The following is a 25,030-nucleotide window of genomic DNA, read 5'->3' as shown; positions in this document are numbered from 1 at the left end:
CCTGAACTTGTCCGAACACGGACCGCCTTCGGACTACTTTTCCCTCTGGACGCTTGAACCTGTCCGAACACGACCACCTCCTGAATTTATCCATTTCCGGATGGCAGATAAGGTTGATTTACATAATTTTCCCATGTTTTCCACAGGCTTTTCTAGGAAATTACATTAGAGACATTAATAAAACCTGGAGGGATTCATAATGAGCCAAGATAATCAAAAACAAGGCTTTCCACCGCAGCAGCAGGATCAACGACAAGAGACCGAAACAAAGATGACGCCTCAGCCCGATTCTGTAAGATCTTCTTATAAGGGTTCTGGAAAATTAAAAGGCAAAACAGCCATTATTACAGGCGGCGACAGCGGAATTGGTAAATCGGCAGCAGTTTATTTTGCCAAGGAAGGTGCCAATGTGGTTGTCGCCCATCTTGAGGAAAATCCGGATGCCAAGGAAACAAGGAGCCTGATTGAAGAGGAGGGAGTCAGGTGCCTGTTCATCACCGGGGATATCGGGGATGAAGCTCATTGTAAATCGATTGTAGAGCAGACGATCAATGAGTTTGGCACTCTGGATATCCTTGTGAACAATGCTGGCGAGCAGCATCCGCAGGACAGCATCCTTGACATCACTGCCGAGCAGCTTGAGAAGACATTCAGAACGAATATTTTCTCTATGTTCCACCTGACAAAGGCCGCCCTGCCGCATATGAAAAAAGGCGCGAGCATCATCAATACTGCGTCCATCACGGCTTATCAGGGAAATCCGACTCTGATTGATTACTCATCAACAAAGGGAGCGATTGTATCCTTTACACGCGCGCTATCTAATTCTATTTCAAAAGATGGAATCCGCGTTAACGCGGTGGCACCTGGTCCAATCTGGACTCCATTGATTCCATCTACATTTGGCGAAGAACAGGTCGAAAAATTCGGCCAAAATGCACCGATGGGACGTGCTGGACAGCCTGAAGAACTTGCCCCAGCTTACGTATACCTGGCAAGCGATGATTCTTCCTATGTCAGCGGCCAGACTATCCATGTAAATGGCGGAACCGTCGTAAACGGCTGATTTGCGGACAGTCCCCCATTTCCCGGCGTGATTTCCCGGTATATCAAAGAACCTTGGCTTCATTCCAGGGTTCTTTTTTTGAGTAATCAGGACAGCCAATACGTAAAAGAAGAGAAAATCACAGGATTTCCTCTTTTTTGCTCATTCATTCATGCTATACACTCTTGTTTCATATGGCTTTAAGGTCAATGTCTCATGCAGATCTTCCTCTGCATGTTTATAGTTGGCCAAAAGCAGGCGGGTGTTTTTCTCGCTGAGCTTTGGTAAGCTCACATGAGATTCTTCAATCCCGAAGTTGCAGATAACTAGAATGGTTTCTTCTCCCAGAGTCCGGGTATATGCATATACCTGGATATGATTTTCAAGGAGCAGCTGATAATCTCCATAGACAATCGCTTCATGATCTTTTCTGATTTGAATCATTTTTTTATAGAAGGTATAGATGGAATCCTCGTCGTTCAGCTGGGCTTCCACATTGATTTCCTTATAATTCGGGTTCACTTTCATCCAGGGAGCTCCTGTGGTAAAGCCTCCATTGGCTTCAGCACTCCACTGCATCGGGGTTCGGGAATTGTCTCTCCCTCTTTTCCAGATGATCTCCATGATTTCTTCGTGCGGACGTCCTGCAGCCGTTTCAATCTCATAATAATTTTTCATGCCCACATCGTCATAATCATGAATGGAATCAAATTTCACATTGGTCATACCGATTTCCTGGCCCTGGTAAATAAATGGTGTCCCTGACATCAAGAAATAGCAGGCTCCAAGCATTTTTGCACTTTCTGCCCAGTATTCTGAGTCGTTACCCCAGGTCGATACACTTCTTGGCTGGTCATGATTTTCAAAGAATAACGCATTCCATCCTGATTGGTACAGCCCCTCCTGCCATTTGGTCAGGGTGTTCTTTAATTGCAGAACATCGACACTGTTGTCCATTCCTTTATCCCATAATCCTAAATGCTCGAACTGAAAAATCATATCGAACTTGCCGTTTTCTTCTCCGACCCAGTCGTCTGCCTGCTCGATCTTTACACCATTCGCTTCTCCGACCGTCATAATATCATATTTCGCAAAGGTTTCCTCTTTCAGTTCTTCAAGATAGGGATGTATGCCCTCCTGGTTGGTATGCATTTCAAATGAAGGAACATATGGAAGGTCCTCAGGATTAGGTATATCAGGCAGGCCGGCACGTTTTTTAATATGGGAAATGGCATCCACCCTGAAGCCGTCTATCCCTTTATCGAGCCACCAGTTTACCATGTCATAAAGAGCCTGGCGCGCCTCACGGTTCTCCCAGTTTATATCAGGCTGTTTTTTGGCAAATAAGTGAAGATAGTATTGCCCTGTCGTTTCATCCAGTTCCCAGGCGCTTCCAGAAAAAATACTTTCCCAGTTGTTGGGCTCTTTATCCTCTTTACCATCGCTCCAGATATACCAATCACGCTTTGGATTGTCCAGGGAAGAGCGGGATTCAATAAACCACGGATGCTCATCGCTGGTATGATTGATGACCAGATCGAGGATCACTTTCATCCCTCTCGTGTGAACCTGCTTCAAAAGCTCGTCAAAGTCCTCCATTGTGCCAAACTCACTCATAATATCCTGATAATCGCTTATATCATAGCCGTTATCCGCATTGGGCGATTTAAAGATCGGGCAGATCCAGATCACGTCAATTCCCAGGTTCTTCAGGTAATCCAATTTGGAGATAACTCCCTGAATATCTCCAATCCCATCTCCATTGCTATCCATAAAACTGCGAGGATACACCTGATAGGCCGCCGCTTCTTTCCACCATATTTTCTTCATTTAAAAGCCTCCCATCGTACTCTAAAAAAACGTTTTATCTATTTTTTCTTGCCTTTCTTACAAGAAGGATAATAAACGCTGCAAAGGCAGCATATACGGCAGTCATCGTAATCAAATAGGGATAATTCAGGCCCGTCTTTTTCTGAAGAGTATAAACCTCTGTTTTTTCACGGTCCAGAATGATGTGATAGCTGCTTACCTTGCTCCTTACAAGATCTCCATCAAGAAGCCCGCGGAGTTCTTGATTTTTGGCAAGTTTTGAATCATCAATATCGACCGACTGTGATTTAGAGGTATTATTGATTACCACCACAAGGGTTTCACCTTTATAATGCCTTTTAAAGACGGCCATACCATTTTTATCATACAGGACTTCCATGTCGCCCCGTGTGAGTGCTTTATGTTCATTTCTCAGCTTGCCCAGCTTGGTTAAATAATCGATAATGTCTGTTTCAGCTTTAAAGCCCATCAGCCGGCGATTGTCCGGATCATTGCCGCCATTCAGGGCAATCTCGGATCCATAGTAGACGATTGGCATTTCAGGCGAGGTGTATAAGTAGGACAACGCAAGGTTCCACCTCGTTGCCGGGTTTTGTTTATTGCGGACAATATCGCTTGTGAAACGCGGCATATCTTCATTATCCATGAAATTCCCGAGAAGCTCCGGATGATCGAACGATTCCTTGTTCTTTTTCAGGGAAAGAAAAGCATCTTTCAGGCTTCTGTCCGGCGCCGCAAAGATCCTTCGCAGATAAGGATTCTGCGGAACATCCACCACCCCGTCTATCCCCGTTTTTTGATACTGGGCAAGCTTCGCAGGATTGTCCTGCTCTGCCTCTCCAAGCAGATAAAAATCAGATTTTACCGATTTTACGGCTTTCGAAAAATCCGCCCAGAAATCCAGGGGAACAGTATCCGCTATGTCCAGCCCATATCCGTCAATATCTGTCTCGTTAATCCACCACTTGGCTGCATCAAGCAGATATTTGCGGGTTTCCGGGTTTTCCTGGTTTAAGGCAGGGAGGTTATCCCGGACTTCTTGTTGATGATTCGAGTTCTGGACCGGCTTGTTTTCCTGAAACCAATTCTTTTTGGAAGGATCATTCACCCAAGGATGATCGGGTCCTGTATGGTCCGCCACAAAATCGAGGATCACTTTAAGATTCCTCTTATGCGCTTCCTTCACCAGCTGTTTAAACTCCTTCATTGTTCCAAAATGTTCATCCGTCTTGTAAAAATCATGTATCCAATTGCCGTGGTACCCTTTATCATCATTGTCAAATACCGGCGACAGCCATATTGAGGTAAAGCCCAAGTCTTTTATGTAATCCAGTTCCTGAATGATCCCTTTAAAATCTCCGCCATTATAAGCCTTGGGGTCATTCACGTTTACATCATAATCATTTTTTGTTTCTCCATTTTTAAAGCGGTCCACCATGATAAAATACACATTCTCATCCCGCCATCCGCGGTCATCCTGGCTGCTCTGCGCGTCGGCAGGGTGCGAATACACCAGAAGGAACGGCAGTAAAAAAAGAGCCCATAATCTTTTCTTCATGATAATCTCCCCTTATTAATCTCTCTATAGCCTCTATTAGATTAGCCTTTTTAAGATGCAGCCGTCAAACTGCTGAAAAGACCTCTGTTTTGGGCCTCTGGGGAATTTGCTGGTTCTTTGTGAAAACGATTGCACAAACTTTAGTCATAATTATACCTTCTACGGATGGTTTTACAAGCATTTTTTACAAAATGAAAAAGAAATTCAGATGCTGCTACCCTTTCTATCTTCCTCTCTACTATATATTTCGACTTTAACACAAATAGAATATCTAACTTGTATGAAAGTGGCTTAACCAGAGTGAATGAACGATGAGAAGACTTTGGAAGTGGCTGCAGCAAGATAAAGAAAACGATTGCATACATACGTCTTTTTCCTGCAAAATTTTTTTGATGTTAGCCTTCTCTATGGAGCCCCATCATGCTGCTCTAGAAAGAACGAAAGACTCTTGTAAAGATCCTTTCACATGTTTAAGGCTCCACAGTCTGTGGAGCCTCCCGTTCTATGATTCTATAATTTTAATGCGATACTCTTCAAACCACATATCAAGCTGTGTTAAATAAGCGAGCAGCTGAGGACCCTTCATGAGCTGGCCGAACCAAGGGATTTTAAAGGAGTTTCCGCCTGTCTTGATTAAGTCATTCAATTTATCTTTGTTGAATAATTCATGCAGTACAGAGTCCTTATTCGCAAGCCTTCTAATCAGCATCTCCTGAACCATGAGTGTGTAAGCTGGGTTGTGGGTTTTTGGATATGGGCTTTTCTTCCGGTACAGCACTTCTTCCGGAAGGACTCCTTCAAGCGCCTTTCTCAGGATGCCCTTTTCACGTCCTCCAGCCATTTTCTGCTCCCATGGAATATTCCAGACATATTCCACAAGCCTGTGGTCGGCAAAGGGCACTCTCACCTCAAGGCTCGCCCCCATGCTCATTCGGTCCTTTCGATCCAGCAATGTTGTCATGAACCAGACCATATTCAGATAAAACAATTCTCGCCTTTTTGCCTCTGCAGGTGCTTCGCCTTCCAATACAGGTACCTCTGCAAGGGTCTCTTCATACCGCTGCTGCACATAGCTTTCCAGTTTGAGAGCTTCCTGCCAGGATCCCCTCAGCAGCGACTGCCGTTCCCCAATCGATCTCATCCAGGGAAAACTGCCCCTGGTTAAATCATCTTCTCTATGAAACCACGGGTAGCCCCCGAAAATCTCGTCCGCGCATTCACCGGAAAGGCTCACAACAAAGTCATTTTTTATTTCCCTGCAAAACCATAGAAGCGAGGAGTCGACATCAGCCATCCCCGGCATATCCCTCACCCTCATGGCATCCGCCAGAAAATCGCTCAATGCATCTTGCGAGATCACATGGCTGTGATGCTGGGTGCCAAAAGCCTCTGACATCCTCCTGATCCACGGGCCATCCGAATTGGGCTGAAAGTCATCTGCCTTAAAGTATTTATCATTATCCTCATAATCTATGGAATACGTATGAAGCTGCCCTTTCCCTTCTGCTGCAAACTGGTTCGCCGCTATCGCTGTAATGGCGCTCGAATCAAGCCCGCCGGAGAGGAAGGTGCAGAGCGGAACATCGGAAACCAGCTGTCTTTTCACCGCATCCTTCAATAAAAATCCGACCGTGTCGGCTGTTTCTTCCAGGCTTTCCTTATGCTCCTTGCTTTTGACATTCCAATAGCGCCATATCTTTAGTCCATCCCGCGAAAAGGATAATGAATGAGCCGGGCGCAGCTCTTTCACATTCTTGAAAATACCGGATCCCGGCGTCCGTGACGGCCCAAGCCCGAATACTTCGGCTAGGCCTTCGCGGTCAAGCTCAGCTGGGACAGAAGGATGGGCAAGCAGGGCCTTTAACTCGGAGGCAAACAGCAGACCCCCATCCCTTTCAGCATAAAAGAGCGGCTTCACTCCTAAGCGGTCCCTGCCCATGAACAATTTTTGTTCCTTGCTGTCCCAGACAGCGAACGCGAATATCCCATTTAAAAATTCCACGCATTTTTCTTTCCATTCTATATAGGAGGCAAGCAATACTTCTGTATCAGAATGGCTATGAAAGGAATATCCTTTAATTAGGAGTTCTTTTCTCAAATCGTCTGTGTTGTACAACTCGCCATTATAGCAAAGGGTGTACCGGCTCATTTCCGCTTCCTTTGTCATCGGCTGCTTTCCGCCCTCCGGGTCAACAACGATCAGCCTTTTATGTCCAAAGCCTGCATGCGTTTCTGTCCAGATATTCGTTTCATCCGGCCCGCGCCGTTTAAGAGTATGTGTCATTTTTTCAAGAATCGCTGTTTCGTTCGCAAGATTTTTTTGATAGTGGACCCATCCAGTTATTCCACACATATCCATCGTCCTTTCTGTACGGCTTGGAGGCCGCTTATTTCTGCAGCAGCCCCGCTCAATCTGGCCGTCTTCACCTTTTTAAAGGCAGGCACTAAAGCCATAAGGCCATTCAGCTGTATAGGCCCTGGCCGCTATCACAGTTAACATAGACTATGCGGAGCAGACCGAATGGTTAATTGTCCCGAACGAGAAAAAATATACAGTTATAATTTGCGTAAATTTTGTCTAAAAAGTAGGTGAGGCATCCAATTTGGAGGTAAACCATGAATCAACATCACCGTTCAAAACTCGTATCTATTCAATCCAGGGCCTTCACAGAAGGTGTTGTAGAATTTATTAACCAGCAATGGGTATTTTTTGATGATGAAACAGACGAAGCCGCGTCTCTGGATGACTTTCTTCACCATGATATTGAAATTTTTCGGGGCAACCGCTGGAGAAAAGGAATCCTAGAGGAAAATGGTTTAATTCGGCTGGGTAAGGATACCACTTATTTATATGATGAAGAGAAGGTCCGTATAAGAAAAAATTTAATTTACTCCTTCGAACGTCTGCTGGATGAACTTAATGATGATGCCTTTTTCCAGTTTATCACCACCTTGAACTCCCTTGACTTTTCAATTTATGACTGCATCTACAGCTACAATCAGCTGACCTTTATCAAAGAGAAGAAGATGCAGTCGGGAGTCAATTTCTTCATTTTCGATAATGGGGAAGCCATTTGCTCTGTCCAGCATCATTTTAAATACCTAAAGCATGAGCATGACCGTTTTGAATATACCATCAATACCGGAAAACGAATTGTCATCGAAAAATTGCATTCCAATCCGGCTCCTTAAAAATGAAAAAGGTAAGGCACTGTCTCCCTGGTGAAAGGAAAACAAGACCTTACCTTTTATTATTTAGTATGACAAAAGCTACTCCACCACATTGACCAGCGTTCCTATATTTTCAACCGTAATTTCTATTTTGTCCCCTGAATCAAGATACCTCGGAGGCTTAAAACCTTTTCCTACTCCCGCCGGAGTACCCGTGGCTATGATATCGCCCGGCTCCAGGGTCATTCCTTTAGAGATGGTGGAAATGACATCTTCAATCGTAAAGATGAATTGGCTGGTATTCGAGCTTTGGCGCACCTCGCCGTTCACCTTCGTTTCGATGTTAAGATTTGATGGATCGGCAATGTCTGAACGGGTGACAATATATGGGCCCATTGGACAGCTTCCGTCCAGGCTTTTTCCCAGGAGAAATTGTTTATGGCGTTCCTGAAGGTCACGGGCCGTAATATCATTCAGGACCGTGTAGCCAAACACATAATCCATTGCGGATTCAGCACTGATTCCTTTTCCTTTCCTGCCGATGATCACGGCCAGTTCCCCCTCGTAATCAAGGGCATCCGTTACTTCCCTGTGCCTTGGGATCGGCTGCTGATGGGGAATCACTGTATTCGGCACCTTGGAAAACAGCATCACATGCTCGGGAATATCTGCTTCGCTCCCAAGCTCGATGGCATGCTCTGCGTAGTTTTTTCCCACACAATAAATATTCTTATCCGGGCGTGGTATCGGAGCCAGAAGTTCCGCTTCAGAAGCATGGATCTCATAGTCCGCTTTGCCGGGATACTCCTTGTGTGCTTTTGCCATCGCTTCAGCTATTTCGGCAAAGCCTTCCATTTTTATGGCTTCCAGCATAGTGGAAATCGGAAGATCCCTATTTAGAAGCTGCTGGGCTGCTTTCCGTACATCCAGATAAAATTGTTCATTTTCAACAATGGCTACTTTTTCCTCTCCATCATGCAGAATTGTTGCCAGTTTCATTTCTACTCCCCCTTGAGATACGCAGCTCCTTTAAAAACTGCCTGGTTTCTTTCCTGCTTTTTAAAATGACGATTTCTTTCTCCTTGTGCGCCTGCAGTGCAGCCCTGATCTTTGGGGCATTTCGCCTCCTATACCGGGCTGTCCATTTAATGAACTTCCAATCCAGGCGCTCCGGGCACCCTTCTGCCATATCCGGGCGGTTTCTTCGATGAAATTTAATTCTCCTGCTTATAAGTCCATATAAGCAAATCAGGGAAGGAAAGTCGAGAAAAATGACTGTGCAGCATTCTTTTAGCCGCAGTTCCAGAGTACTGTAATAATTGCCATCCACAATCCAGGCTTCTTCTTCCAAAATAAGCTTCACCCTGCTCAGCCATTCTTCCCGTTCAGTGGGTTTCCAGCCCTCTTTCCAGAAATACGAATCTAAATGATGCACGGCAATCCCAAGTATACTTCCAAGCTCCATGGCGAGAGCTGCCTTTCCTGCCCCGCTGCAGCCTATAATCAAAATTTTCCTCTGCATCAGGTCCTCCTTTTTAAAATAGGACGTTTTCCATAAGTCCCATATCTCCACAGAAACTCGAGCGGGCCAATCCTGTACTTTTTCAGCCAGAGCCAGCTGCCTGTCACCTGCAGAGTATATATCAGGATTACAAGCAGGCTTCCCTGCCATATGGTGACTTTCCCGAACATCCCCAGACCATAAGAATAAAAAATAGAGGTACATAGAATGGACTGAGCTAAATAATTGCTTAAGGAAAGCCTTCCTACAAAGGAGAATGGATAGAAAAGCTTAAGGATTCCCTTTCTCCTAAGAAGCAGGACTCCCCCGGTTATATATCCAATCGATACCATGGGACCGCCCAAATTATCCTGAAGGAACATCATCCAATCGCTGTCTGTGAAAACATAAGGAAGAAGCTTGAGGGCAAATCCCACAGGCAAGGAAATCATGCATACCTTACGCAGATTTCCCCTGAATTCCTCCGGCCTTGAAAGCCAGCCTGCCTTGGCGAATGCTGCCCCTGCCAGAAATAATGGGAAAATGGACAAAAATAAATAGAGAAGGTTTCCTGGATTATTCACTTCGTACCATTCCTTGAAACGCAGATGAAAAATTTGTTTATAGCTGCCCTGCTGGTATACTTCTATTCCATGCCTGATCTCAGCTTCACTGTGTTGAATGGGATCAACATGCACTCCGGCTGCCATAGCCAGGATAAAACCGGCAGAAACGGATGCAATCAGGACAGCCGATAACAGGAGGCTGCTGGTCATTAAATATTTCACATCTTTTTTGTAAAACAGCAACAACAGAAAGCCAAACAAAGCATAGTTGATCAGTATATCTCCATGCCAAATCAAAAAGGCATGGATACAGCCGAATATAAGAAGCATGGTAAGTCTTCTGGCAAATAAAGAAGGAAATAGAAATCCTTTTTTTCTGGCTCCCTCTTCCATTAGAATGGCACTGAAACCAAATAAAAAGGCAAACAGCGGATAAAAGCTTGCCTGGGCAGTGAGGTCAAGGAAGATATAGAGAATCCGGTCCCATCTGCTTGTCCACCACCTGAGCGGCTCTGGCATCATCATGGAATGGAAGAACTGCATGTTCACGAAAAATATCCCCAGTAATGAAAAGCCTCTTAAAATATCGATAGAAACAATTCTATCCCTTTCGGACAAGGGTGCCTTCATATAACTCCGCCTCTCTATTTCCATCATAAACCAAATACAAATGAAGATGAATCTTTTATCAGAAAATTCATTGGCTGTGCGTTTATCACATACCCGCGGAAAAAACATAGACTAAAGCATGTATTCATAATGTGGAACTTGACCCAAGCCATGATAAAAGGAATGAGGCAAATGCCGGCAATAGTCGGGGCCGTTCAAGTGCTTTCTGTCGGAAGCGGGGCTGTATTCAATATTGGGGATGTATATAAAATTGCTCCTTTTACCTTCGCGAAGACGTTTGCCGGGGCAGGCTCCTTTAATACAGGTGATAACATATCCGTACAAAACCAGGTCAGCAGTACCAATACGTACGACGCAGACGGCGTTGATCAGCCAATTTTTACAAATATATAATCATGTTTATGAAAGGGGCGGAAATGATGGGTGTTACTTATAATATCCAGCAAAATATCCAGATCAATATGATCAGAATTACCGGGATCAGTAATTCCTCTGTATTTCAAATCGGGAGTGCCGGGATCATTAAGCCCAGCTCCCTGCTGTCAAACACAGGCGGATTCAGCCAGGCAGCGCCTCCTGCTGTTCCTTTGACCCCGCTGAACATCCGCAGCGAACAAAATCAGCAGAAATAGGCATGCACCCATTTACTGCGTCTGCATAGCATGAAGCAAAAGCGGCATCAATGCCGGGGTGTAAGTGAGGTGTTCTCTTCTAATGAATGATATCTATACGTATCTGAATCAGCTCCAGGCATATCTTCAGCAGCAGGAGACCCGGATAAGGAATTTGGAGGCGTCCCTGCAGAATGTTAACAATCAGCTTCAGCAGCTAAAGGATAAGCCCCCTGTAAATGTCGAACGGATTGAATACCGTTTTGATCAGCTGAAGGTAGAGAGACTGGATGGTACATTGAACATTGGTCTCAATCCAAATGAACTGCAAAATATCGATGAATTTGCGGTAAACTCTGCAGGGCCGCCGCCTCCTTTTCTTTTTCCAGAGAGAGAACAGGCTGTCCAGAATATCTGCAGAGTGATCCAGGATTATATCAATACAGAGCTGACAGAAAACCTCTCCAGGGCAAGCAAAGGAAGTCCGATTGATCCATCTTATCTGAATTTCATCAAGGATGATATTATTGGGCAGCTCCCCCAAAAGATCCAGCAGTATCTCGACAGCACCCCGCCAGTTGAGCGGACCCCCGAGCAGCTGCCGCAAATATTGGAAACAATCATAGAGAAGCTGAAGATCGATGTATCCCAGGCTTTATTTACTTTCGTGAATCAACTTTCTAATCAATAGGAGGAATAATAGTGATTTTTAATGTAGTGAACAAAGGAATCTGTGTTGGTGATATTAAAATATCAGCCGTAACGAGCTCGTCGGTCCTGCTGGTGGGAGATACGAAAAGCATCCAGATGTCTTCCGCCTTCGACACCCCTCCTGAATCTTTGATTATTGCACCAACTGTTCCGGTTTCTGCGTAAAACCCATGTTAACCAAAAGGGTTTCAAAGGTAAAAAATATTCATGTCCATACCCTCCTCTTTAGCTCCGTGCTGGAGATTGGAGATTCAGCATACGTCGATGGGACCCAATACACCCTTGCAATCCAAAGGGAAGAGGAATTATTCTTTAGCCGGGAAGGCAGCTTCAACTATCCAATTTTTATCAACGATCCAAGATATGTACCTATCACAGAACCTGTTCAAATGAATGTAATAAACGAAAATCCTTTTATACAGGCCGGAACCATTGACATAGGCGGTGTCAGCGCCTCCTCAGTCATTCATATTGGCTCTACACGCAGCATCCGTATGCTATCCAGGGTTAAAAATATCAGGGAGCTGCTGGGTGAAAGACACCCTGAGCTAACTCCTCCCGGTTCCGTTCAGAGCACCCTATCTTAAGTGGACACATATCTTGTAGGGAATTAAAATAGTAACTTCAGAAAAAAGGAAGGAAGGGGGCCTCTTATGCCAGCAATTGTCGGTCCCGTACAGATTACCAGCAATTCATCAGGCTCAATTGTCCATTTTGGTGATACAGCCGTCATTTCACCTAAAGAGGGAATTAAAACATTCTATGGCTCAGGATCCGGCACCATAGGCCTCTTTGTTTTAAATAATAACATTGTGAGCGGTAATCTAGTTCTTGACACCAATCTTATTGACCAGCCGATAGTGGGGAATAATTAAACTTTCAGACAGCTCTCTTTAACTAGCGGGCTGTTTTTTATTTCTAATACTCTAGGTATCAAGGACTGGCTTCTGGTTCCATCTCACATGTAAGTTTGACTTTTTCCTTCCCAATAAAAAAAAGCACACAGCGTGATGGCAGGATCTGCCTTCCTCTGCGTGCTTTTTTACTAGACTATAGCTTTAATAGATGAGCTCCATCGAAGAAAAACAGGTATTTCTCATCCACTTTTTTCTTCAATATTTTCTCGATGGCCCTGGCATATAGGGACAGCTGTGTTTTGTAACGATCGGCCAGAATGTCCTTAGCCCCTTCGAAGCCATTATAATATCTTCCTGTAATGGCGTCGGTTTTGTAATCAAGGAGCACGGTCCCCTGCTCGTCCTCAAACAGACAGTCTACGACTCCCTGTACAAGGATGCTTTCCTCCCCATCCTGCCAGTCTCTATAAATCTCGCGTGCCGGGATGGATAGATTGAAAGGAACTTCCCGCCTGACTCTCCTGGCTTTCTTCAGTCTCAGGCCCAGCTCTGTGCCGAAAAAATCGACGATCAGGCCGGCATTCACTGCGGATGCCTGGTCCTCAGTCAGGAGCTCCCTTACAATCAGGCTCTGCACCTTATCATGGACATAAGACTCTGTAATGTCTGCCTTGAGGTCGATATGCTGCATGACCAGGTGGGTAATGGTCCCTCTTTCTGCAGGGCTGATCGATTTTTCCTGCATGAACCTCGGCCGGTTCAGATAGGCTTTTTGATATTTTCTCAGTAAATCCCCAGCACTCTCCTCATCTCTCAATTCATATTGCCTCTTAAGTTCAGAGACGGATTGCTTGGAACGGTAATGGGCAGCCGGACGGTAGCTGTATTCCCAGCTCAACTGCTGTTGTACCGTTTCCTTATAACCTGAGGATACATCCACCGGCTCTGATTTCTCTACAGCATGCAGCCAGCTCTCATGGTCTTCTTGAGCTTCAGCAGTTTCCTGCAGCTCTTCGATGTTTATAATGCTGATGTTCCAGGATGAGTCGTCCTTTAAGAACCGGTCCCCGCCGCCATCGTCCAGCACCTGCTGTGAATCGGTATGGCGCATGAGTGCGGGGCCAATCCAATCCAGATAGCTTTTGGCATTGGCTCTGACATGGTCTTTTAGCAGCCAGTCCCGGCCGCTGCGGGCAGCCGTCCAATCCTCCAGGCTTTTTTGGGCATCCTTCAACGTGCCGACCAAAATCAGCTTTTCTTTTGCCCGGGTCAACGCAACATACAGCACCCTCATTTCTTCCGCAATGGTTTCCACATGCTTTTTTCGCTTGAACGCAATCTGCGGCAGAGAAGGATACGTAATCTGCAGCTCCGGATTCACATATTTGGATGCAAATCCAAGATCCTTGTCAAGGAGGTAGCTTTTTCTGATATCCATCAGATTAAACTGCCGGGAGAGCCCGGCTGTAATGACAATCGGGAATTCCAGCCCCTTGCTGGAATGGATGGTCATCAGCCTCACGACATCCTCCTGTTCCCCGAGGGCTCTTGCTGCTCCAAGGTCGCTGCCCCTTTCCTGCATCCGTTCAATGAATCGAAGGAAACGGAACAGCCCCCGGAAGGAGCTTGCTTCATATTGCCGGGCTCGGTCGTACAGAGCCCTTAGATTGGCCTGACGCTGTTTCCCGCCCGGCATGCCGCCGGCAAAATCATAGAATTTCGTATCACTGAACAGCTGCCAGATCAGCTCTGACAAGGAGCCTTCCCTTGCCATTCTGCGCCACTTTTCAAGATGCGAAAGGAATCTTGATACTTTCGCATAAAGGACTGGGGCTTCTTTTTCGTCTGCCTCCCTGCAAAATGCGGCAGCAGCCTCAAAGTAGGAATCTCCCCTTGCATACAGCCTGACTTCTGCGAGCTCTTCTTCATCCAGGGAAACGATCGGCGAGCGCAGCACGGAAGCAAACGGAATATCCTGCAACGGGTTATCTATGATCTTTAGAAGCGACATCATAATTGCCACTTCGGTTGCCTCAAAATAACCGGTAGACAAATTGGCGTAAATCGGGATTCCCTGCTTTTTAAATTCTTCCATGATCTGATCGGCCCATGGCATGGATCTGAGCAGGATGACGATATCCTTAAAAGCTGCCGGGCGGTGGACTTTAAGCTTCGTATCATAGACAGGACGCTTTTCCCTTATGACTTCCTTGACCAGGCGGGCCATCAGCCTTGCTTCAGCCTGGGCATTCTCCAGCTCCTCCCCCTCAAAACCAGCTTCATCAGATCCCGCTTCTTGAATATCAGAACTCTGGTCAATGAGGTGGACATCAATTGGATACGGCTCGTCGGGATATGGTGCCCCCTGCTTCAATTCGGCATCCTGGTTATATTCCACCTCGCCTACTTTTACGCCCATGATCTGCTTGAACAAGTAGTTAGTACCGTCCAATACTTCCTTTCTGCTCCTAAAGTTCTGGTTTAGATCGATCTTTAATCCGGCACTCGTGCCGGTGTGGGTAAACCGGCTGTATTTCTGCAGGAAGAGATTCGGTTCAGCCAGACGGAAACGGTAGATCGACTGCTTGACATCCCCTACCATAAAGAGGTTTCCGTTTTCTTCGCCAGGAGTGGTTACGAGGCTTAGAATGGTTTCCTGGACCATATTGGTATCCTGATACTCGTCCACCAGAACTTCCTTGAACTTCTGCCTGTATTCAAGAGCTGCCTCAGAAGGGACCACATGGCCTTCATCGTCCATACCAGTTAAAATGTCCAGACAAAAATGCTCCAGGTCAGAGAAGTCGACAATTCCCTTCCGCTTCTTTTCTTCACTGAATCGTTCCGCAAACTGGCGGACGAGGAGTACAAGCGTTTCGGCATATCCCTTTAACTCTTGGAAATCCTCCAAAAAGCTCTCCGGCTTTCTTGAGAAAAGTTCCTTTTTCAGTTCATCGACCAGCTTTTTCGCTTTATCGCGGTATTTCTTGGACTGTTCTGTAAGGATCTTATTAAAATCAGCTCCGCTGCAGCGTTTAAGGGTGCCAAAGCTCACATTCTGAATGGCCAGATATAACTCATTCCATGATTGAGCCAATTGAAGCTTTTCAATCGCAGCAAGATCTTCCAGGAAGTTCTCCGCCCTTGGAGCAGGTCCTCCCGGCTGCTTTGTCAGCTCGAGTGCTTCCTCCAAGAGGTCTTTCACCGCCTCAAGCTTCAGCTGGATATCAAACTTCAAGCTGGAGATGAACGGCAGATCATCGATGGAATCCCCAGGATATACTTCATACAGCTGTATAAGATCCGAAAGCCAGGCCTCCGGCTTAGGGTGCGAGCGCGAAAATTCGTACAGGGCTCTCACGATTTCCTGCAGGGCTGCATCGCTTCTATCACTGGAATAAGCATCCACTGCCCTAAAGAAGCTTTCATCATCCGATGCAGCATAATGCTCTTCGAAAAGCTCTTCAAGAATTTCATCCTTCATGATTTCCGCTTCTGTGGAATCCGCAATCCGAAAAGCGGGATCTGCATCAATCAAATAGTAATATTTGCGGATCACTTCCATACAGAAGGAATGCAGGGTTGAAATGGAAGCCCTATTAATCAGGCTGAGCTGCTTCCTTATATGCTGCGATGAAGGATTTTCCTTGATCGCTGATTCCAGGGCATCTGCAATCCTGTGGCGCATCTCGGCTGCTGAGGCATTTGTAAAGGTTACGACAAGAAGCTCATCGATATCCATAGGGTCATCCCCTGCCAGCAGCTTCTGGATGATCCTGTTAACCAGGACCGCGGTTTTCCCGGATCCTGCTGCCGCAGCGACCAGTATGTCCTGCCCCTTTGCCCAGATGGCTTTCCATTGGTCCTCTGTCCAGGATGCCTCGGCAGGCTTTACAGGTATCAGCATTTTTGTCATGAATCAAAGCCCCCTTTAATGATGGAAAGTACATCTGTTTCTTTTTTAGGCGTCAAGAGACGATAGTCATTCTCCTCCAGGGAGGAGTCGAACTGGCAGACCGATTTATAGGAGCAGAAGGTACAGGGTACATGATCCTTCAGCTTATAAGGGGCAATTTCAACATTGCCGCTGACTATTTCGTCCCCTGCCTTTTGGTAAATGTTTCTTACATACTTATTAAGATGTGTAAATTCCTCGCTGCTGGCCACCTTTGAGGTGGAGCTCAGGCCGCCATCCTTCTTGAAGCCTGCCTGGATGATCTGGGAGCTGCCTTCTTGAAGATTCGCATCCATCAGCTCCAGCACACCTTTTTCCCCGAGAAGAAGGCCTTTCATCTTAAAGCTTTTAAAGATCTCTTCTTCTATCTGATCTTTCGACAGCATGCTTCCTGCCTTGACCAGGGGATTATGAACATGGAAATACAGCACTCCGGCAGGCTTTGCCTCCCTGCCGATCAAGGAGCGGGAATGGGTCACGATGATATCGAGATACGTGAGCATCTGCAGGGCCAGGCCATAATAGACTTCGCTGAGGTTTAGTTCCTTGGAGCTGCTCTTATAATCCAGCACCCTTAGATACACTCCCTCCGGATCCTCTGCTTTATCCACCCTGTCAATCCTTCCGACCAGCTCCATGGTCGTCCCATTTTTAAGCGAAAAAGTAAGAGGCGGAAGCTCGCTGTTCCGTCCAAAGCCAAGTTCGAGTCCGACCGGGCTGAATCCGCTGGCCTTCGCATGCTCACTCAAGACCATGGACGCCCTTCCGATGACCTGCTGAAGCTTCCGGGCAATATAATGATGCCGGTTTGTGCTGAGCAGGATCTGGTTCTGCAGCCTTGGAGCGATTTCCCTGACAGCAAGTCCCGCAAGCTCCATGCACTCCTCTTTTGTCAGGGCGGCCCAGGAGATATTCCTCTCCTCCAGATGATCCGCGATGAGCTTCAGTGCAGCATGGAACATTTCTCCGATATCAGGTGCCTCCAGGCGGAAGATCCTGCGTTCATGCAGCTTTAAGCCATGTGCGGCAAAATGCGAGAACGGACAGCTGTTGAACATCTCCATTCTCGAGACACTCGCCTGTATGCTTTCCCCATAGAGCTGCCTGCTTGTCGTTTCTGTCAGTTTTTTTGTCCTGTTTTTATAGAACAGGCTGGAAAGGACCAGCGAGGTCTCCCGTTTCTGTTCCGGGTCCAGCAGGAAGGAATTATAAATATCCCACCAAACAGGATGGATTTCGTATCCCCTCTTTTTCAGCTGCAGCTGCGAGGCAAGATAGGAAAGTGCCACTCTGTTGTTTACGGCGTACCTAAGGTGCTCTTCATCTCCCGCTTCTTGGGGGTCATTGAACCAGAAGCATTCTCCGGCTCCAGGGAACTGGTCCCGGATGCGTTTTATATAGGAAGACGGAATGAGCGACTTGCCCTCCTCATCCGCAAGAGGGAAGGATATAAACAATTCATGGGATGGAGTGGTGAACAGCTTGTAGGCTGTGAATTCTTCATCCATGAGACGGGTCTTTGTGCCTGGGGCCAGCTCAAGGCCTGCAGACTGCAGCTTTTCCCTGTCGCTGTCAGAGAACACGCCTTCCTCCCCGATCTTTGCAGGAAGGACTCCTTCATTCAATCCGATGGCAAAGGCTGCTTTAATATCACTCAGGCGGGAGAGATCCACGCTTGTGATCAGAACCTGGTCAATGGCTGGGGGAACAAGGGAGAATTTCATGCTCTCCATCCCGGCTTCCAGAAGCCCGATGAACTTCTTGAGGCTCATTTTTTCATCCCCCAGAAGCTCCACGAACTGGTCCAGGAGCTCCATGACCGCGTTCCACACCTGTTCATGCTCCCTGGCCGTCACAAGGTCTCCTTCCGCCTCTGCTGACTGCTTCAGCCTTTCGAGCTTTTCAGGGATATGAAGCTCTTCAAGAAACAGATACAGAGCCTCACAGAAGTATCGGCTGTCTTTTGCCCGCTTCAGCCTGCGGGAAAGCTTTTGGATCGGCGCTGAAATCATTTCTTTCAGTTCATTCAAATCAGCCTCGATGCTTTTCTCCTCATCCGTCTGGCCTTTGCTTCCCAGATCAAGGCCCCTTACTTTCCTGTATGACCAGGGTTCCTTATTTGTCCATCTGCTGCCCTTTATCCCTCTTGACAGCACATAGTTCTCAAGCCGGTCCGCACGGCGGCGCATGATGGACGGCTGATCGCTGATCGGGAACATCAGCTCCGTCTTGACCGCCCTAAAGACAGGCTCGTATCTCCAGCTGGTATCAAGAATTTCAAGGACCGAGCGGATCAGCTCTACAACAGGATGGTTCAGCATGGATCTCTTGGCATCGATAAAAATAGGAATGTTGTAATCTTTAAACACCGTCTCGATAATATCCTGATAGGAAGAGGCATTTCTTACGAGCACAGCGATATCCCTGTACCGATAATCCCGATCCCGCACAAGGGATGCAATCGTCCTTGCTGCCCCTTCCACTTCTGCACGCCTGTTAACTGCCTGTCCAATGGTAATCCTGGCGTTATCGGTAAAAGGTGCCTCTCCCCGGGCGGTGAATTTCTCCTCGAGCACTCTCAGACTTTCATGGGCGAACCGATGCGATGTCCTCAGAACTTCTTCTTCAATGAAAATATTATTTTTCAAAGCAAGCGAATAGAGCGTATGATACATATGGCCTGTCTGCCTGAACAGATCCAGCTCACCCGGCGGCCGGTACTCAAAGGGCTCATCCATAGTCAGTGATACGGCGACATTCGCGCAGCATTTCATAAGTCCCTCTACAATCAACTGCTCCTGGGGGGTAAGGCTGTAGAAGCCGTCGATATAAATTTCCGCATTTCTGAGATAATCCGAGTTTTCTAGATTTTCAGCCAGCAGCTTGAAATAATCCTCGGAATCCAAGTATTTTCCTTCCAGCTGGTTTTCGAAGGATTCATAAATCAGCTGCAGGTCATGAATTTTATCCGCCACCGCGCCGGACGACGCCTTCTCTCCGGACTGAAGGGTTTCCCCGAGTTTTTCAGGCGTGATGCAGTATCTTTTGAATTCAGTGAGGATGCTCTCCATATGGCCGATAAAACCAGGCTTATCCGAAGAGCGCTGGAAAATTCTCATATCATCCTTTTGGTCTTCCAGGATTTTTTGGATCAGCATCGTGATGCCCACGCTGTTCAGGTGGGTGCGCGCCATTCCTCCTGTTTCCTGCAGGACCCTCCATGCGAGCCTGCTGAAGCTGAATACCTGTGCCCGGATCATTCCATCCAAACCAGGAGCCGAAATCAATTTATATTCAGACTGAAACGTCATTTGATCTGGTACTAAATATATAATCGGAGGTCCGTCCGGGTCCTGAGAAAGCTTCTCCCGGATCTCATCCAGAATAAGCCTGGTCTTTCCCGTTCCTGACCTTCCAAGCAAAAAACGAAGGGCCATTTCCTGCCTCCTCTACTTAATTTATACTCACCATTTTACCATAAAAATGGGCGTTCGATAAGAAAAAGCTCGGAACAGGCGTTCGGAAGATAATAGGAGGATGGGAACTGCCGCCATTTCCCTGTTATCCCCAAATAAAAAGCTTCCCGCCAGCGGGAAGCCTCCATTCATGCTCGTTCTTTTTGTTTTTTTACGCTTTTGTTCATCCGGATTTCTATTGTTTTACCCGCAAGCCATACGAGGAATATGATGACCGCCACGATTGCCGTCCGGAGGGGCTTGTGTATAAGGGCAGATAAATCATATCCGACAAAGCTGATGGAGAAGATCATGACCATTTTGCCCGCCGCCAGAGCGAATGCGTACTGCCTTGGACTGATATTAGACAGCCCTGCGACGACATTGATGATGGCAGAGGGGGAAAACGGGAGGCAAAGCAGCACGAACAATGGTCCAAAGCCATGCCTGTCCACCCAATCCATCAGCTTTTTTACCTGCCGGTGCCTCTGAATGAAATGGAACACTTTCCCCTGGCCGTACTTCCTTACAAGCCAGAATACTAAATAAGACCCGGCACAGGCCCCTATCCAGGAAAACAAAAAACCGAACCATAAGCCAAAGGCGCTTGCATTGGCGAGTACAAGCACCACAAGCGGCAGAAACGGCAAAAAAGCTTCCAGCGCAGGAAACAGGATCCCTGCAAGCGGCCCAAGAGCGCGGTAATGGTGTATCAGGTCATACATATTTTCAAGTGTCAGCCATTCTTTCAAATCATTGAAATCCATCTTTTGCTCCTTAGCTATTATGTAATGCCCCAAGGGCTTCCTTGCACTTCTTTTATCTCTTTTCCCTCTATAAATATAATAACTCATTTTTTTAGAAGGTTATAATTTCTTGCAGAAAAATCATAATGGTAAGGAGACGTAAAATTTCTGGCGGACACTTGCAAAGGGATAAAAAATTGATTAGGATATATACAGAACAAATGTTCTGTTTTTTAGTCAGAGGGGGCTTTGGAGAAATGACAAGAATACCCGAGAAAGACCGGGATATCATTGAAAACGCGATTTATCTGCCCATGGTCCTCACGATCCTGAACAGGGACCTGGATGTGATCGGCCGCAGTCCCTTCAAGCTGAAGCGCCCATATTTAGAGCTTATCGAAGAAACCATGAAACAGGTTCAGAGGGATTTAAAGGAGACCAGACTTTACTTGAGAAAAGAAAATATACATGTAAGCGAGGTCCGGAGGGATGAAGCCTTCACCATGTACCTGTTTATGTATAAAGGCTATGAAGAGCACCATAATTATTTTAATCCAAGGCTGCGAAACAAAGTCGAAGAGCTGATGACTGCCTATCTATTCAGGAGATGCGAAAGCCGGCTTGATTCCTAAATCGGGAAGCATGTTCCAGCTATAACCTGCTTAATCGAAGCTGCCATGCTTCCGTTCAGGCAGATGAACAGCCGCCGCAGCTACTGCCGGCGCCTGTTGACAAGAAGATAATTCGCCTTCAGATCCGATGCTTCGGATGTAGGATTTGAAAATAAATACATAGATTTCCTCTGAGTCTCCTCAATTCTCTGAATCAGCTTCGTCCGGAGCATGGCCGTCCGGAACATCTGGCTTTCAAAAGAAGAATAAGAAATGGGCACTTCAATTTTATTTTTATTCCTAAAGGTCACAACGGTATTTCCTTTATCATCCCTGTGGTAGGCATCCACATTTTCGTGGGAAATCCATATGCAGTCCTCCCTGCCAGGAGAATTCGTGGGAAAGAAGAAGAGATTGCTGGTAGGATCAATGGTGACCGGCAGCTTGTGGGTGATTCCTACCAGCTGGCGTGTCCCGTCTTTCCTGCCTTCATAGCTCGAGCCAAAATACTCACAGCTCTTCTTTATAATCTCAATCGGCTTAAATGGTGAAACCAGCTCCCCATCGACCTCCACTACCCGCGAGTAAATCTTGCTTCCATATTCTATCGGCATGATGATGAGTGTATAAGGATTTACTTCATATTCCTCAACTAAAGCAGATTTTAAGGTTTTCATTGGCCTTCTCCTTTGAACATCCAAAATTTTACACTTCTCAAATTCATCATATCACGATTTTCAGGACAAGACTAAATATTTTTTAGAAAATTCAAAATCTATAGTTTTGGTTTTTCCCTTTTTCTCATATAATTGAAAAAAGGAACCGGGGTGAAAGGGATGAGCAAAAAGAATTCCTATTCAGAGTTGATGAAGAAGTCCGTCATGGACCGGCAGAAGCAGAGTAAGAATTATATGCAGGATTTATTCATTGAGATGGTGATCCATGAGGCCTGTATGCTGTTTGAGCTTGCCAGCGTGAACACGGAGATTGATAAAAGCCTTGATTCCAGAGACAAAGAGCTTTTTATGAAATTGAGCAATAAGAAGAAGGAGCTGCTGCAAAGATTCGGCACCTAATGAGTGGGAAAATATAGAAAAGACTTCAGGAAGTTTAATTTTCCTGGAGTCTTTTTTAATTTTACCTTAAATTTTTAAAGATGCCTTCTGCTTTGCAGCGCAGATTATTAGAATAACGGATTTTTTATTCCCTTTAATCCAAAGGCGGCCGGCAGGGAGCCGGCCCATTTCTTTTATTTACTTTTTTGCCGGCCAATTTTCAATCATGGAGATCCTCTCAAGCATGGTCGGATGGGTATAGCGGAAAAGCTTTACAAGCAGGGGCGGATTTACCTGGCTCAGCCCTGACCGTGTGAGTTCCTGAAAGGAATGAATGCCGGCCTCTTTGTCCTTTGTCATCTTGATGGCATAAATGTCTGCCCGCTTCTCCTCATATCTGGCTGCATAATTAGAAACTGGACTTGCCGCAAAGAGCAGGACCGAAGCTGTGAGCAGCAGCAGGGGATAAGAGCTCAGGCTTTTAATCGAGGGGATTTTCAAAAGTCCTCCCCACCTTCGGATAATGGCTGCCACTAATTTCGAGGCGATCCATAGACCGATGAAGCTTCCTGCCAGTGAGCCTGCTATCCCGAAATACAGATGCTTTTCTACATAGTGGCCCATTTCATGCGCCATGATAAACAGAATCTCTTTATCGCTCAATTTATTCAATGTAGTATCCCACAGGACAATCCTTGAATTTGAGCCAATCCCATTCACATAGGCATTCATGGAATTAGTCTTCGTGGACATGTTCACCTCATAGACATGCTCTGCCGGTATGTCCGCCTTTGCCGCAAGTGCAAGAATCTTTTTCTCGAGCTTTTGGTCCTGCAGGGGATAAAATTTATTATAAAGCGGGTCAATCACAACCGGCTGAATGAACATCAAAAACAGGGTGAATGGTATGGAAAGCAGCCAGGCATACAGCCACCATTTCTTCGTAAACCTTCTGATCAGCCAGTATAACACGCTCATTACCACCCACATCAAGGCGAAATCCACCCAAAAGCCGATCAGTTCATCCTTCATCCACAAAGGAAAGGTCTGGTTCGAAAGGTGATAGGATTTCGACAGCCTGAACCCGATAAAGTCCAGCGGCAGTGTAAAAAGAAAAGCCAGTACAGATACCCAGAATAAATAAATGCCATTCTGAAGGATGGTCCATTTCACAAGATTCCGGGACCAGCGCTCGACCAGGCCCGGAAAGCCAGCCAGCATAATAAAAAGATAGAAAATCCAGTCATAGGGAGCCGCGAGGAAAAACATAAAATTGCGGATCTTTGAATAATGCGTGCTGATATCGAGCTCCCGGCTGTTCATAAAAGTCGAAGGGTCGGCGCTTGTCCCTTTTAAATGCGAAGGAATATCCGCACTTGTGCCATAAAATATATACCAGTAGATCACAGCGATGAACAACAGATAAATGAGCATAGCCCATGAAGCGGTTCTCCTAGCCATATTATTCTCCTTCCGTACGAGCTTTCCTTATAATGTAGCCGAATTGACTGGGATTTAGAACCGATTATTCGGGTCATGACAAAGCCGGCTAAAAAATGGCTGAATATAAGGTAAGCACTACAATGGAGCCTAATACCGAAACAATGACATTCAGCCCCAGATAGGATAGCAGGAAAGCAGCTGCGGCTCCTATGAGCCCGTATAAAATATTATCCTGAATGAGCAGGACAGCGGGAAAAATAAGTGCTCCCAGCGTGGCGAAGGGAATGTTCCGCAAAACGCCCTGTAGAAAAGGCGGCAGCTCCCTGTTTTTAAACAGCACAAAGGGCAGGGCCCTGGGTATGTAGGTCACGGCCCCCATTCCGATAATCATCAGTAATATAGATGTGTTCATGCTTCTTTCCCTCGCTTTCTGGCCCCATCTACCGCTTCAACCAGCACGGCAGATATTAAAGTGGAAGTTACTATGGACCAGCCTGTGCCAAGGAAATGGGACAGTGTAAAAGCACTGTTCAGGCAGGCAGATGTTACAGCAAGAAGTATGACTTTTTTGTTACCCTTCAAGGACGGCACCAAAAGTCCAATGAACATGGCATACAGGGCAATAGACATGCTTTCCTGGAGCACATGGGGAAGTGCAGCACCAAAAATAAAGCCAAGCCCCGAGCAGATGACCCAGCTTGCATAGGCAACCCCATTCACACCAAACATATAGCCTGATGTCACCGGGGAACTATTAATCGAAGCAACGGAAAAAGTTTCATCGGTAATCCCAAATGCAAATGCCGCCTGTTTTAACACATGGTCATCCTCTGTTTTTTCCCTTAAAGATGCAGACATAAGGAAATGCCTGATATTCACAATGAAGGTCGTAAGAATAATCTCATAAATTCCGGTGCCAAGGGACAAAAGGTTCAAGGCCATATATTGAGAGGCGCCTGCAAACACAATGAGACTCATTAGAACTGTTTCTGACAGGGCCAGGCCAGTGCTTTTGGCAATTAAGCCAAAGGTAAGCGCTATCGGAAAATAGCCGATCGCTATGCTTGTCCCCTCCTGCATTCCTCGACGAAAGGAAGACATTTCTTTCTTGACTGCAATTTCCTGCATGGGTGCGTGCATCTCCTTTTCTAGTTTACCTATAGCCTGTTGTCAATAAAGCAAATCACATGTATGTATTTTATAAATTATACTTATATATAAAACTATTATTCAATACAAAGGTTAAAAAAAGACAAATAAAAAAACCCTCCGCTATCATACGAGA

Annotated in this window: 23 protein-coding genes; 10 read left to right on the top strand and 13 right to left on the bottom strand. The window is 46.2% G+C overall.

All coding sequences use genetic code 11. The features are described from left to right. The first annotated feature begins 199 nt into the window (after positions 1–199). Positions 200–1,066: an SDR family oxidoreductase gene (locus H539_RS0105475; RefSeq protein ID WP_026692699.1), complete on the top strand. Its 867-nt coding sequence runs from the start codon at positions 200–202 to the stop codon at positions 1,064–1,066. A gap of 141 nt (positions 1,067–1,207) precedes the next feature. On the opposite strand, the gene H539_RS0105470 is transcribed toward H539_RS0105475, so the two are convergent. The 3 genes from H539_RS0105470 to asnB form a co-directional block, all read right to left on the bottom strand. After that, entirely contained in the window at positions 1,208–2,875 is a 1,668-nt protein-coding gene (locus tag H539_RS0105470; RefSeq protein WP_026692698.1) for a glycoside hydrolase family 13 protein, read from the bottom strand. Positions 2,876–2,909: 34 nt separating this feature from the next. Then, on the bottom strand, positions 2,910–4,433 hold the full coding sequence (locus H539_RS0105465; protein ID WP_026692697.1) for an alpha-amylase family glycosyl hydrolase: 1,524 nt from the start codon (positions 4,431–4,433) through the stop codon (positions 2,910–2,912). A 502-nt stretch (positions 4,434–4,935) separates the two neighbouring features. Then, the gene (gene asnB, locus H539_RS0105455; RefSeq protein ID WP_026692695.1) at positions 4,936–6,786 is read right to left on the bottom strand and encodes an asparagine synthase (glutamine-hydrolyzing); all 1,851 of its coding nucleotides are present in this window, start codon (positions 6,784–6,786) and stop codon (positions 4,936–4,938) included. Positions 6,787–7,049: 263 nt separating this feature from the next. On the opposite strand from asnB, the gene H539_RS0105450 reads away from it, so the two are divergent. Next, positions 7,050–7,625, top strand: coding sequence for a DUF2777 domain-containing protein (locus H539_RS0105450; RefSeq protein ID WP_026692694.1), 576 nt, complete (start codon positions 7,050–7,052; stop codon positions 7,623–7,625). Positions 7,626–7,703: 78 nt separating this feature from the next. On the opposite strand, the gene H539_RS0105445 is transcribed toward H539_RS0105450, so the two are convergent. Genes H539_RS0105445 through H539_RS0105435 form a run of 3 tightly spaced genes read right to left on the bottom strand, consistent with a single transcriptional unit; the run spans position 7,704 to position 10,301 of the window. After that, entirely contained in the window at positions 7,704–8,603 is a 900-nt protein-coding gene (locus H539_RS0105445; RefSeq protein WP_026692693.1) for a fumarylacetoacetate hydrolase family protein, read from the bottom strand. Next, a complete protein-coding gene (locus H539_RS27805) occupies positions 8,578–9,126 on the bottom strand; it encodes a P-loop NTPase family protein (RefSeq protein WP_051348444.1) in 549 nt (182 codons plus the stop codon). The genes H539_RS0105445 and H539_RS27805 overlap by 26 nt, the downstream gene beginning before the upstream one ends. Next, positions 9,126–10,301 (bottom strand): DUF418 domain-containing protein, encoded by a 1,176-nt coding sequence (locus H539_RS0105435; protein ID WP_035321953.1) that lies wholly within the window; start codon positions 10,299–10,301, stop codon positions 9,126–9,128. The genes H539_RS27805 and H539_RS0105435 overlap by 1 nt, the downstream gene beginning before the upstream one ends. A gap of 171 nt (positions 10,302–10,472) precedes the next feature. Between H539_RS0105435 and H539_RS0105430 the strand changes: the two genes are divergently transcribed. The 6 genes from H539_RS0105430 (at position 10,473) to H539_RS0105405 (ending at position 12,498) form a co-directional block, all read left to right on the top strand. Beyond that, positions 10,473–10,694: a spore germination protein gene (locus H539_RS0105430; RefSeq protein WP_026692691.1), complete on the top strand. Its 222-nt coding sequence runs from the start codon at positions 10,473–10,475 to the stop codon at positions 10,692–10,694. A gap of 23 nt (positions 10,695–10,717) precedes the next feature. Then, complete coding sequence (locus tag H539_RS0105425; protein WP_026692690.1) at positions 10,718–10,933, top strand: spore germination protein GerPB; 216 nt, start codon at positions 10,718–10,720, stop codon at positions 10,931–10,933. Between the two features lie 82 nt (positions 10,934–11,015). Next, complete coding sequence (gene gerPC, locus H539_RS0105420; RefSeq protein WP_035321950.1) at positions 11,016–11,603, top strand: spore germination protein GerPC; 588 nt, start codon at positions 11,016–11,018, stop codon at positions 11,601–11,603. 11 nt (positions 11,604–11,614) lie between these two features. Further along, positions 11,615–11,788 carry a hypothetical protein gene (locus H539_RS0105415; protein WP_026692688.1) on the top strand — a complete coding sequence of 58 codons (174 nt, stop codon included), beginning with the start codon at positions 11,615–11,617 and terminating at the stop codon, positions 11,786–11,788. Between the two features lie 5 nt (positions 11,789–11,793). Beyond that, positions 11,794–12,210, top strand: a complete 417-nt coding sequence (locus tag H539_RS27800) for a spore germination protein GerPE (RefSeq protein ID WP_051348443.1) — start codon at positions 11,794–11,796, stop codon at positions 12,208–12,210. 66 nt (positions 12,211–12,276) lie between these two features. Then, positions 12,277–12,498, top strand: coding sequence for a spore germination protein (locus H539_RS0105405; protein ID WP_026692687.1), 222 nt, complete (start codon positions 12,277–12,279; stop codon positions 12,496–12,498). 175 nt (positions 12,499–12,673) lie between these two features. Here the strand turns inward: H539_RS0105405 and addA are convergent, their stop codons facing one another. From addA to H539_RS0105385, 3 genes are all read right to left on the bottom strand, one after another. Continuing rightward, a complete protein-coding gene (gene addA / locus H539_RS0105400; protein ID WP_026692686.1) occupies positions 12,674–16,396 on the bottom strand; it encodes a helicase-exonuclease AddAB subunit AddA in 3,723 nt (1,240 codons plus the stop codon). After that, positions 16,393–19,872: a helicase-exonuclease AddAB subunit AddB gene (gene addB / locus H539_RS0105395; protein ID WP_026692685.1), complete on the bottom strand. Its 3,480-nt coding sequence runs from the start codon at positions 19,870–19,872 to the stop codon at positions 16,393–16,395. Before addB ends, addA begins: the two co-directional genes overlap by 4 nt. 167 nt (positions 19,873–20,039) lie before the next feature. Further along, complete coding sequence (locus H539_RS0105385; RefSeq protein ID WP_026692684.1) at positions 20,040–20,657, bottom strand: TVP38/TMEM64 family protein; 618 nt, start codon at positions 20,655–20,657, stop codon at positions 20,040–20,042. A 236-nt stretch (positions 20,658–20,893) separates the two neighbouring features. Between H539_RS0105385 and H539_RS0105380 the strand changes: the two genes are divergently transcribed. Further along, the gene (locus H539_RS0105380) at positions 20,894–21,268 is read left to right on the top strand and encodes a YhjD family protein (RefSeq protein ID WP_026692683.1); all 375 of its coding nucleotides are present in this window, start codon (positions 20,894–20,896) and stop codon (positions 21,266–21,268) included. 80 nt (positions 21,269–21,348) lie between these two features. On the opposite strand, the gene H539_RS0105375 is transcribed toward H539_RS0105380, so the two are convergent. Then, a complete protein-coding gene (locus tag H539_RS0105375; RefSeq protein ID WP_026692682.1) occupies positions 21,349–21,924 on the bottom strand; it encodes a competence protein ComK in 576 nt (191 codons plus the stop codon). A gap of 159 nt (positions 21,925–22,083) precedes the next feature. Between H539_RS0105375 and H539_RS0105370 the strand changes: the two genes are divergently transcribed. Next, on the top strand, positions 22,084–22,323 hold the full coding sequence (locus tag H539_RS0105370) for an IDEAL domain-containing protein (RefSeq protein WP_026692681.1): 240 nt from the start codon (positions 22,084–22,086) through the stop codon (positions 22,321–22,323). A gap of 177 nt (positions 22,324–22,500) precedes the next feature. Here H539_RS0105370 and H539_RS0105365 read toward each other — a convergent pair whose 3' ends face one another. The 3 genes from H539_RS0105365 to H539_RS0105355 form a co-directional block, all read right to left on the bottom strand. Then, positions 22,501–23,763, bottom strand: a complete 1,263-nt coding sequence (locus H539_RS0105365) for a M48 family metallopeptidase (protein ID WP_026692680.1) — start codon at positions 23,761–23,763, stop codon at positions 22,501–22,503. A gap of 88 nt (positions 23,764–23,851) precedes the next feature. Continuing rightward, complete coding sequence (locus tag H539_RS0105360) at positions 23,852–24,157, bottom strand: AzlD domain-containing protein (RefSeq protein WP_026692679.1); 306 nt, start codon at positions 24,155–24,157, stop codon at positions 23,852–23,854. Next, entirely contained in the window at positions 24,154–24,873 is a 720-nt protein-coding gene (locus H539_RS0105355) for an AzlC family ABC transporter permease (RefSeq protein WP_026692678.1), read from the bottom strand. Before H539_RS0105355 ends, H539_RS0105360 begins: the two co-directional genes overlap by 4 nt. Positions 24,874–25,030: the final 157 nt, after the last annotated feature.

The sequence above is a fragment of the Peribacillus kribbensis DSM 17871 genome, assembly GCF_000430765.1.
Classification (GTDB): Bacteria; Bacillota; Bacilli; order Bacillales; family DSM-1321; genus Paraperibacillus; species Paraperibacillus kribbensis.
This window is presented reverse-complemented; position numbering and strand designations above follow the sequence as displayed.

What these genes read in the sequence shown, in the direction of transcription:
- H539_RS0105475 (WP_026692699.1), top strand. Translation starts at nt 200, where the DNA reads ATGAGCCAAGATAATCAAAAACAAGGCTTTCCACCGCAGCAGCAGGAT.
- H539_RS0105470 (WP_026692698.1), bottom strand. Translation starts at nt 2,875, where the DNA reads ATGAAGAAAATATGGTGGAAAGAAGCGGCGGCCTATCAGGTGTATCCT.
- H539_RS0105465 (WP_026692697.1), bottom strand. Translation starts at nt 4,433, where the DNA reads ATGAAGAAAAGATTATGGGCTCTTTTTTTACTGCCGTTCCTTCTGGTG.
- asnB (WP_026692695.1), bottom strand. Translation starts at nt 6,786, where the DNA reads ATGTGTGGAATAACTGGATGGGTCCACTATCAAAAAAATCTTGCGAAC.
- H539_RS0105450 (WP_026692694.1), top strand. Translation starts at nt 7,050, where the DNA reads ATGAATCAACATCACCGTTCAAAACTCGTATCTATTCAATCCAGGGCC.
- H539_RS0105445 (WP_026692693.1), bottom strand. Translation starts at nt 8,603, where the DNA reads ATGAAACTGGCAACAATTCTGCATGATGGAGAGGAAAAAGTAGCCATT.
- H539_RS27805 (WP_051348444.1), bottom strand. Translation starts at nt 9,126, where the DNA reads ATGCAGAGGAAAATTTTGATTATAGGCTGCAGCGGGGCAGGAAAGGCA.
- H539_RS0105435 (WP_035321953.1), bottom strand. Translation starts at nt 10,301, where the DNA reads ATGAAGGCACCCTTGTCCGAAAGGGATAGAATTGTTTCTATCGATATT.
- H539_RS0105430 (WP_026692691.1), top strand. Translation starts at nt 10,473, where the DNA reads ATGCCGGCAATAGTCGGGGCCGTTCAAGTGCTTTCTGTCGGAAGCGGG.
- H539_RS0105425 (WP_026692690.1), top strand. Translation starts at nt 10,718, where the DNA reads ATGATGGGTGTTACTTATAATATCCAGCAAAATATCCAGATCAATATG.
- gerPC (WP_035321950.1), top strand. Translation starts at nt 11,016, where the DNA reads ATGAATGATATCTATACGTATCTGAATCAGCTCCAGGCATATCTTCAG.
- H539_RS27800 (WP_051348443.1), top strand. Translation starts at nt 11,794, where the DNA reads ATGTTAACCAAAAGGGTTTCAAAGGTAAAAAATATTCATGTCCATACC.
- H539_RS0105405 (WP_026692687.1), top strand. Translation starts at nt 12,277, where the DNA reads ATGCCAGCAATTGTCGGTCCCGTACAGATTACCAGCAATTCATCAGGC.
- addA (WP_026692686.1), bottom strand. Translation starts at nt 16,396, where the DNA reads ATGACAAAAATGCTGATACCTGTAAAGCCTGCCGAGGCATCCTGGACA.
- addB (WP_026692685.1), bottom strand. Translation starts at nt 19,872, where the DNA reads ATGGCCCTTCGTTTTTTGCTTGGAAGGTCAGGAACGGGAAAGACCAGG.
- H539_RS0105385 (WP_026692684.1), bottom strand. Translation starts at nt 20,657, where the DNA reads ATGGATTTCAATGATTTGAAAGAATGGCTGACACTTGAAAATATGTAT.
- H539_RS0105380 (WP_026692683.1), top strand. Translation starts at nt 20,894, where the DNA reads ATGACAAGAATACCCGAGAAAGACCGGGATATCATTGAAAACGCGATT.
- H539_RS0105375 (WP_026692682.1), bottom strand. Translation starts at nt 21,924, where the DNA reads ATGAAAACCTTAAAATCTGCTTTAGTTGAGGAATATGAAGTAAATCCT.
- H539_RS0105370 (WP_026692681.1), top strand. Translation starts at nt 22,084, where the DNA reads ATGAGCAAAAAGAATTCCTATTCAGAGTTGATGAAGAAGTCCGTCATG.
- H539_RS0105365 (WP_026692680.1), bottom strand. Translation starts at nt 23,763, where the DNA reads ATGGCTAGGAGAACCGCTTCATGGGCTATGCTCATTTATCTGTTGTTC.
- H539_RS0105360 (WP_026692679.1), bottom strand. Translation starts at nt 24,157, where the DNA reads ATGAACACATCTATATTACTGATGATTATCGGAATGGGGGCCGTGACC.
- H539_RS0105355 (WP_026692678.1), bottom strand. Translation starts at nt 24,873, where the DNA reads ATGCAGGAAATTGCAGTCAAGAAAGAAATGTCTTCCTTTCGTCGAGGA.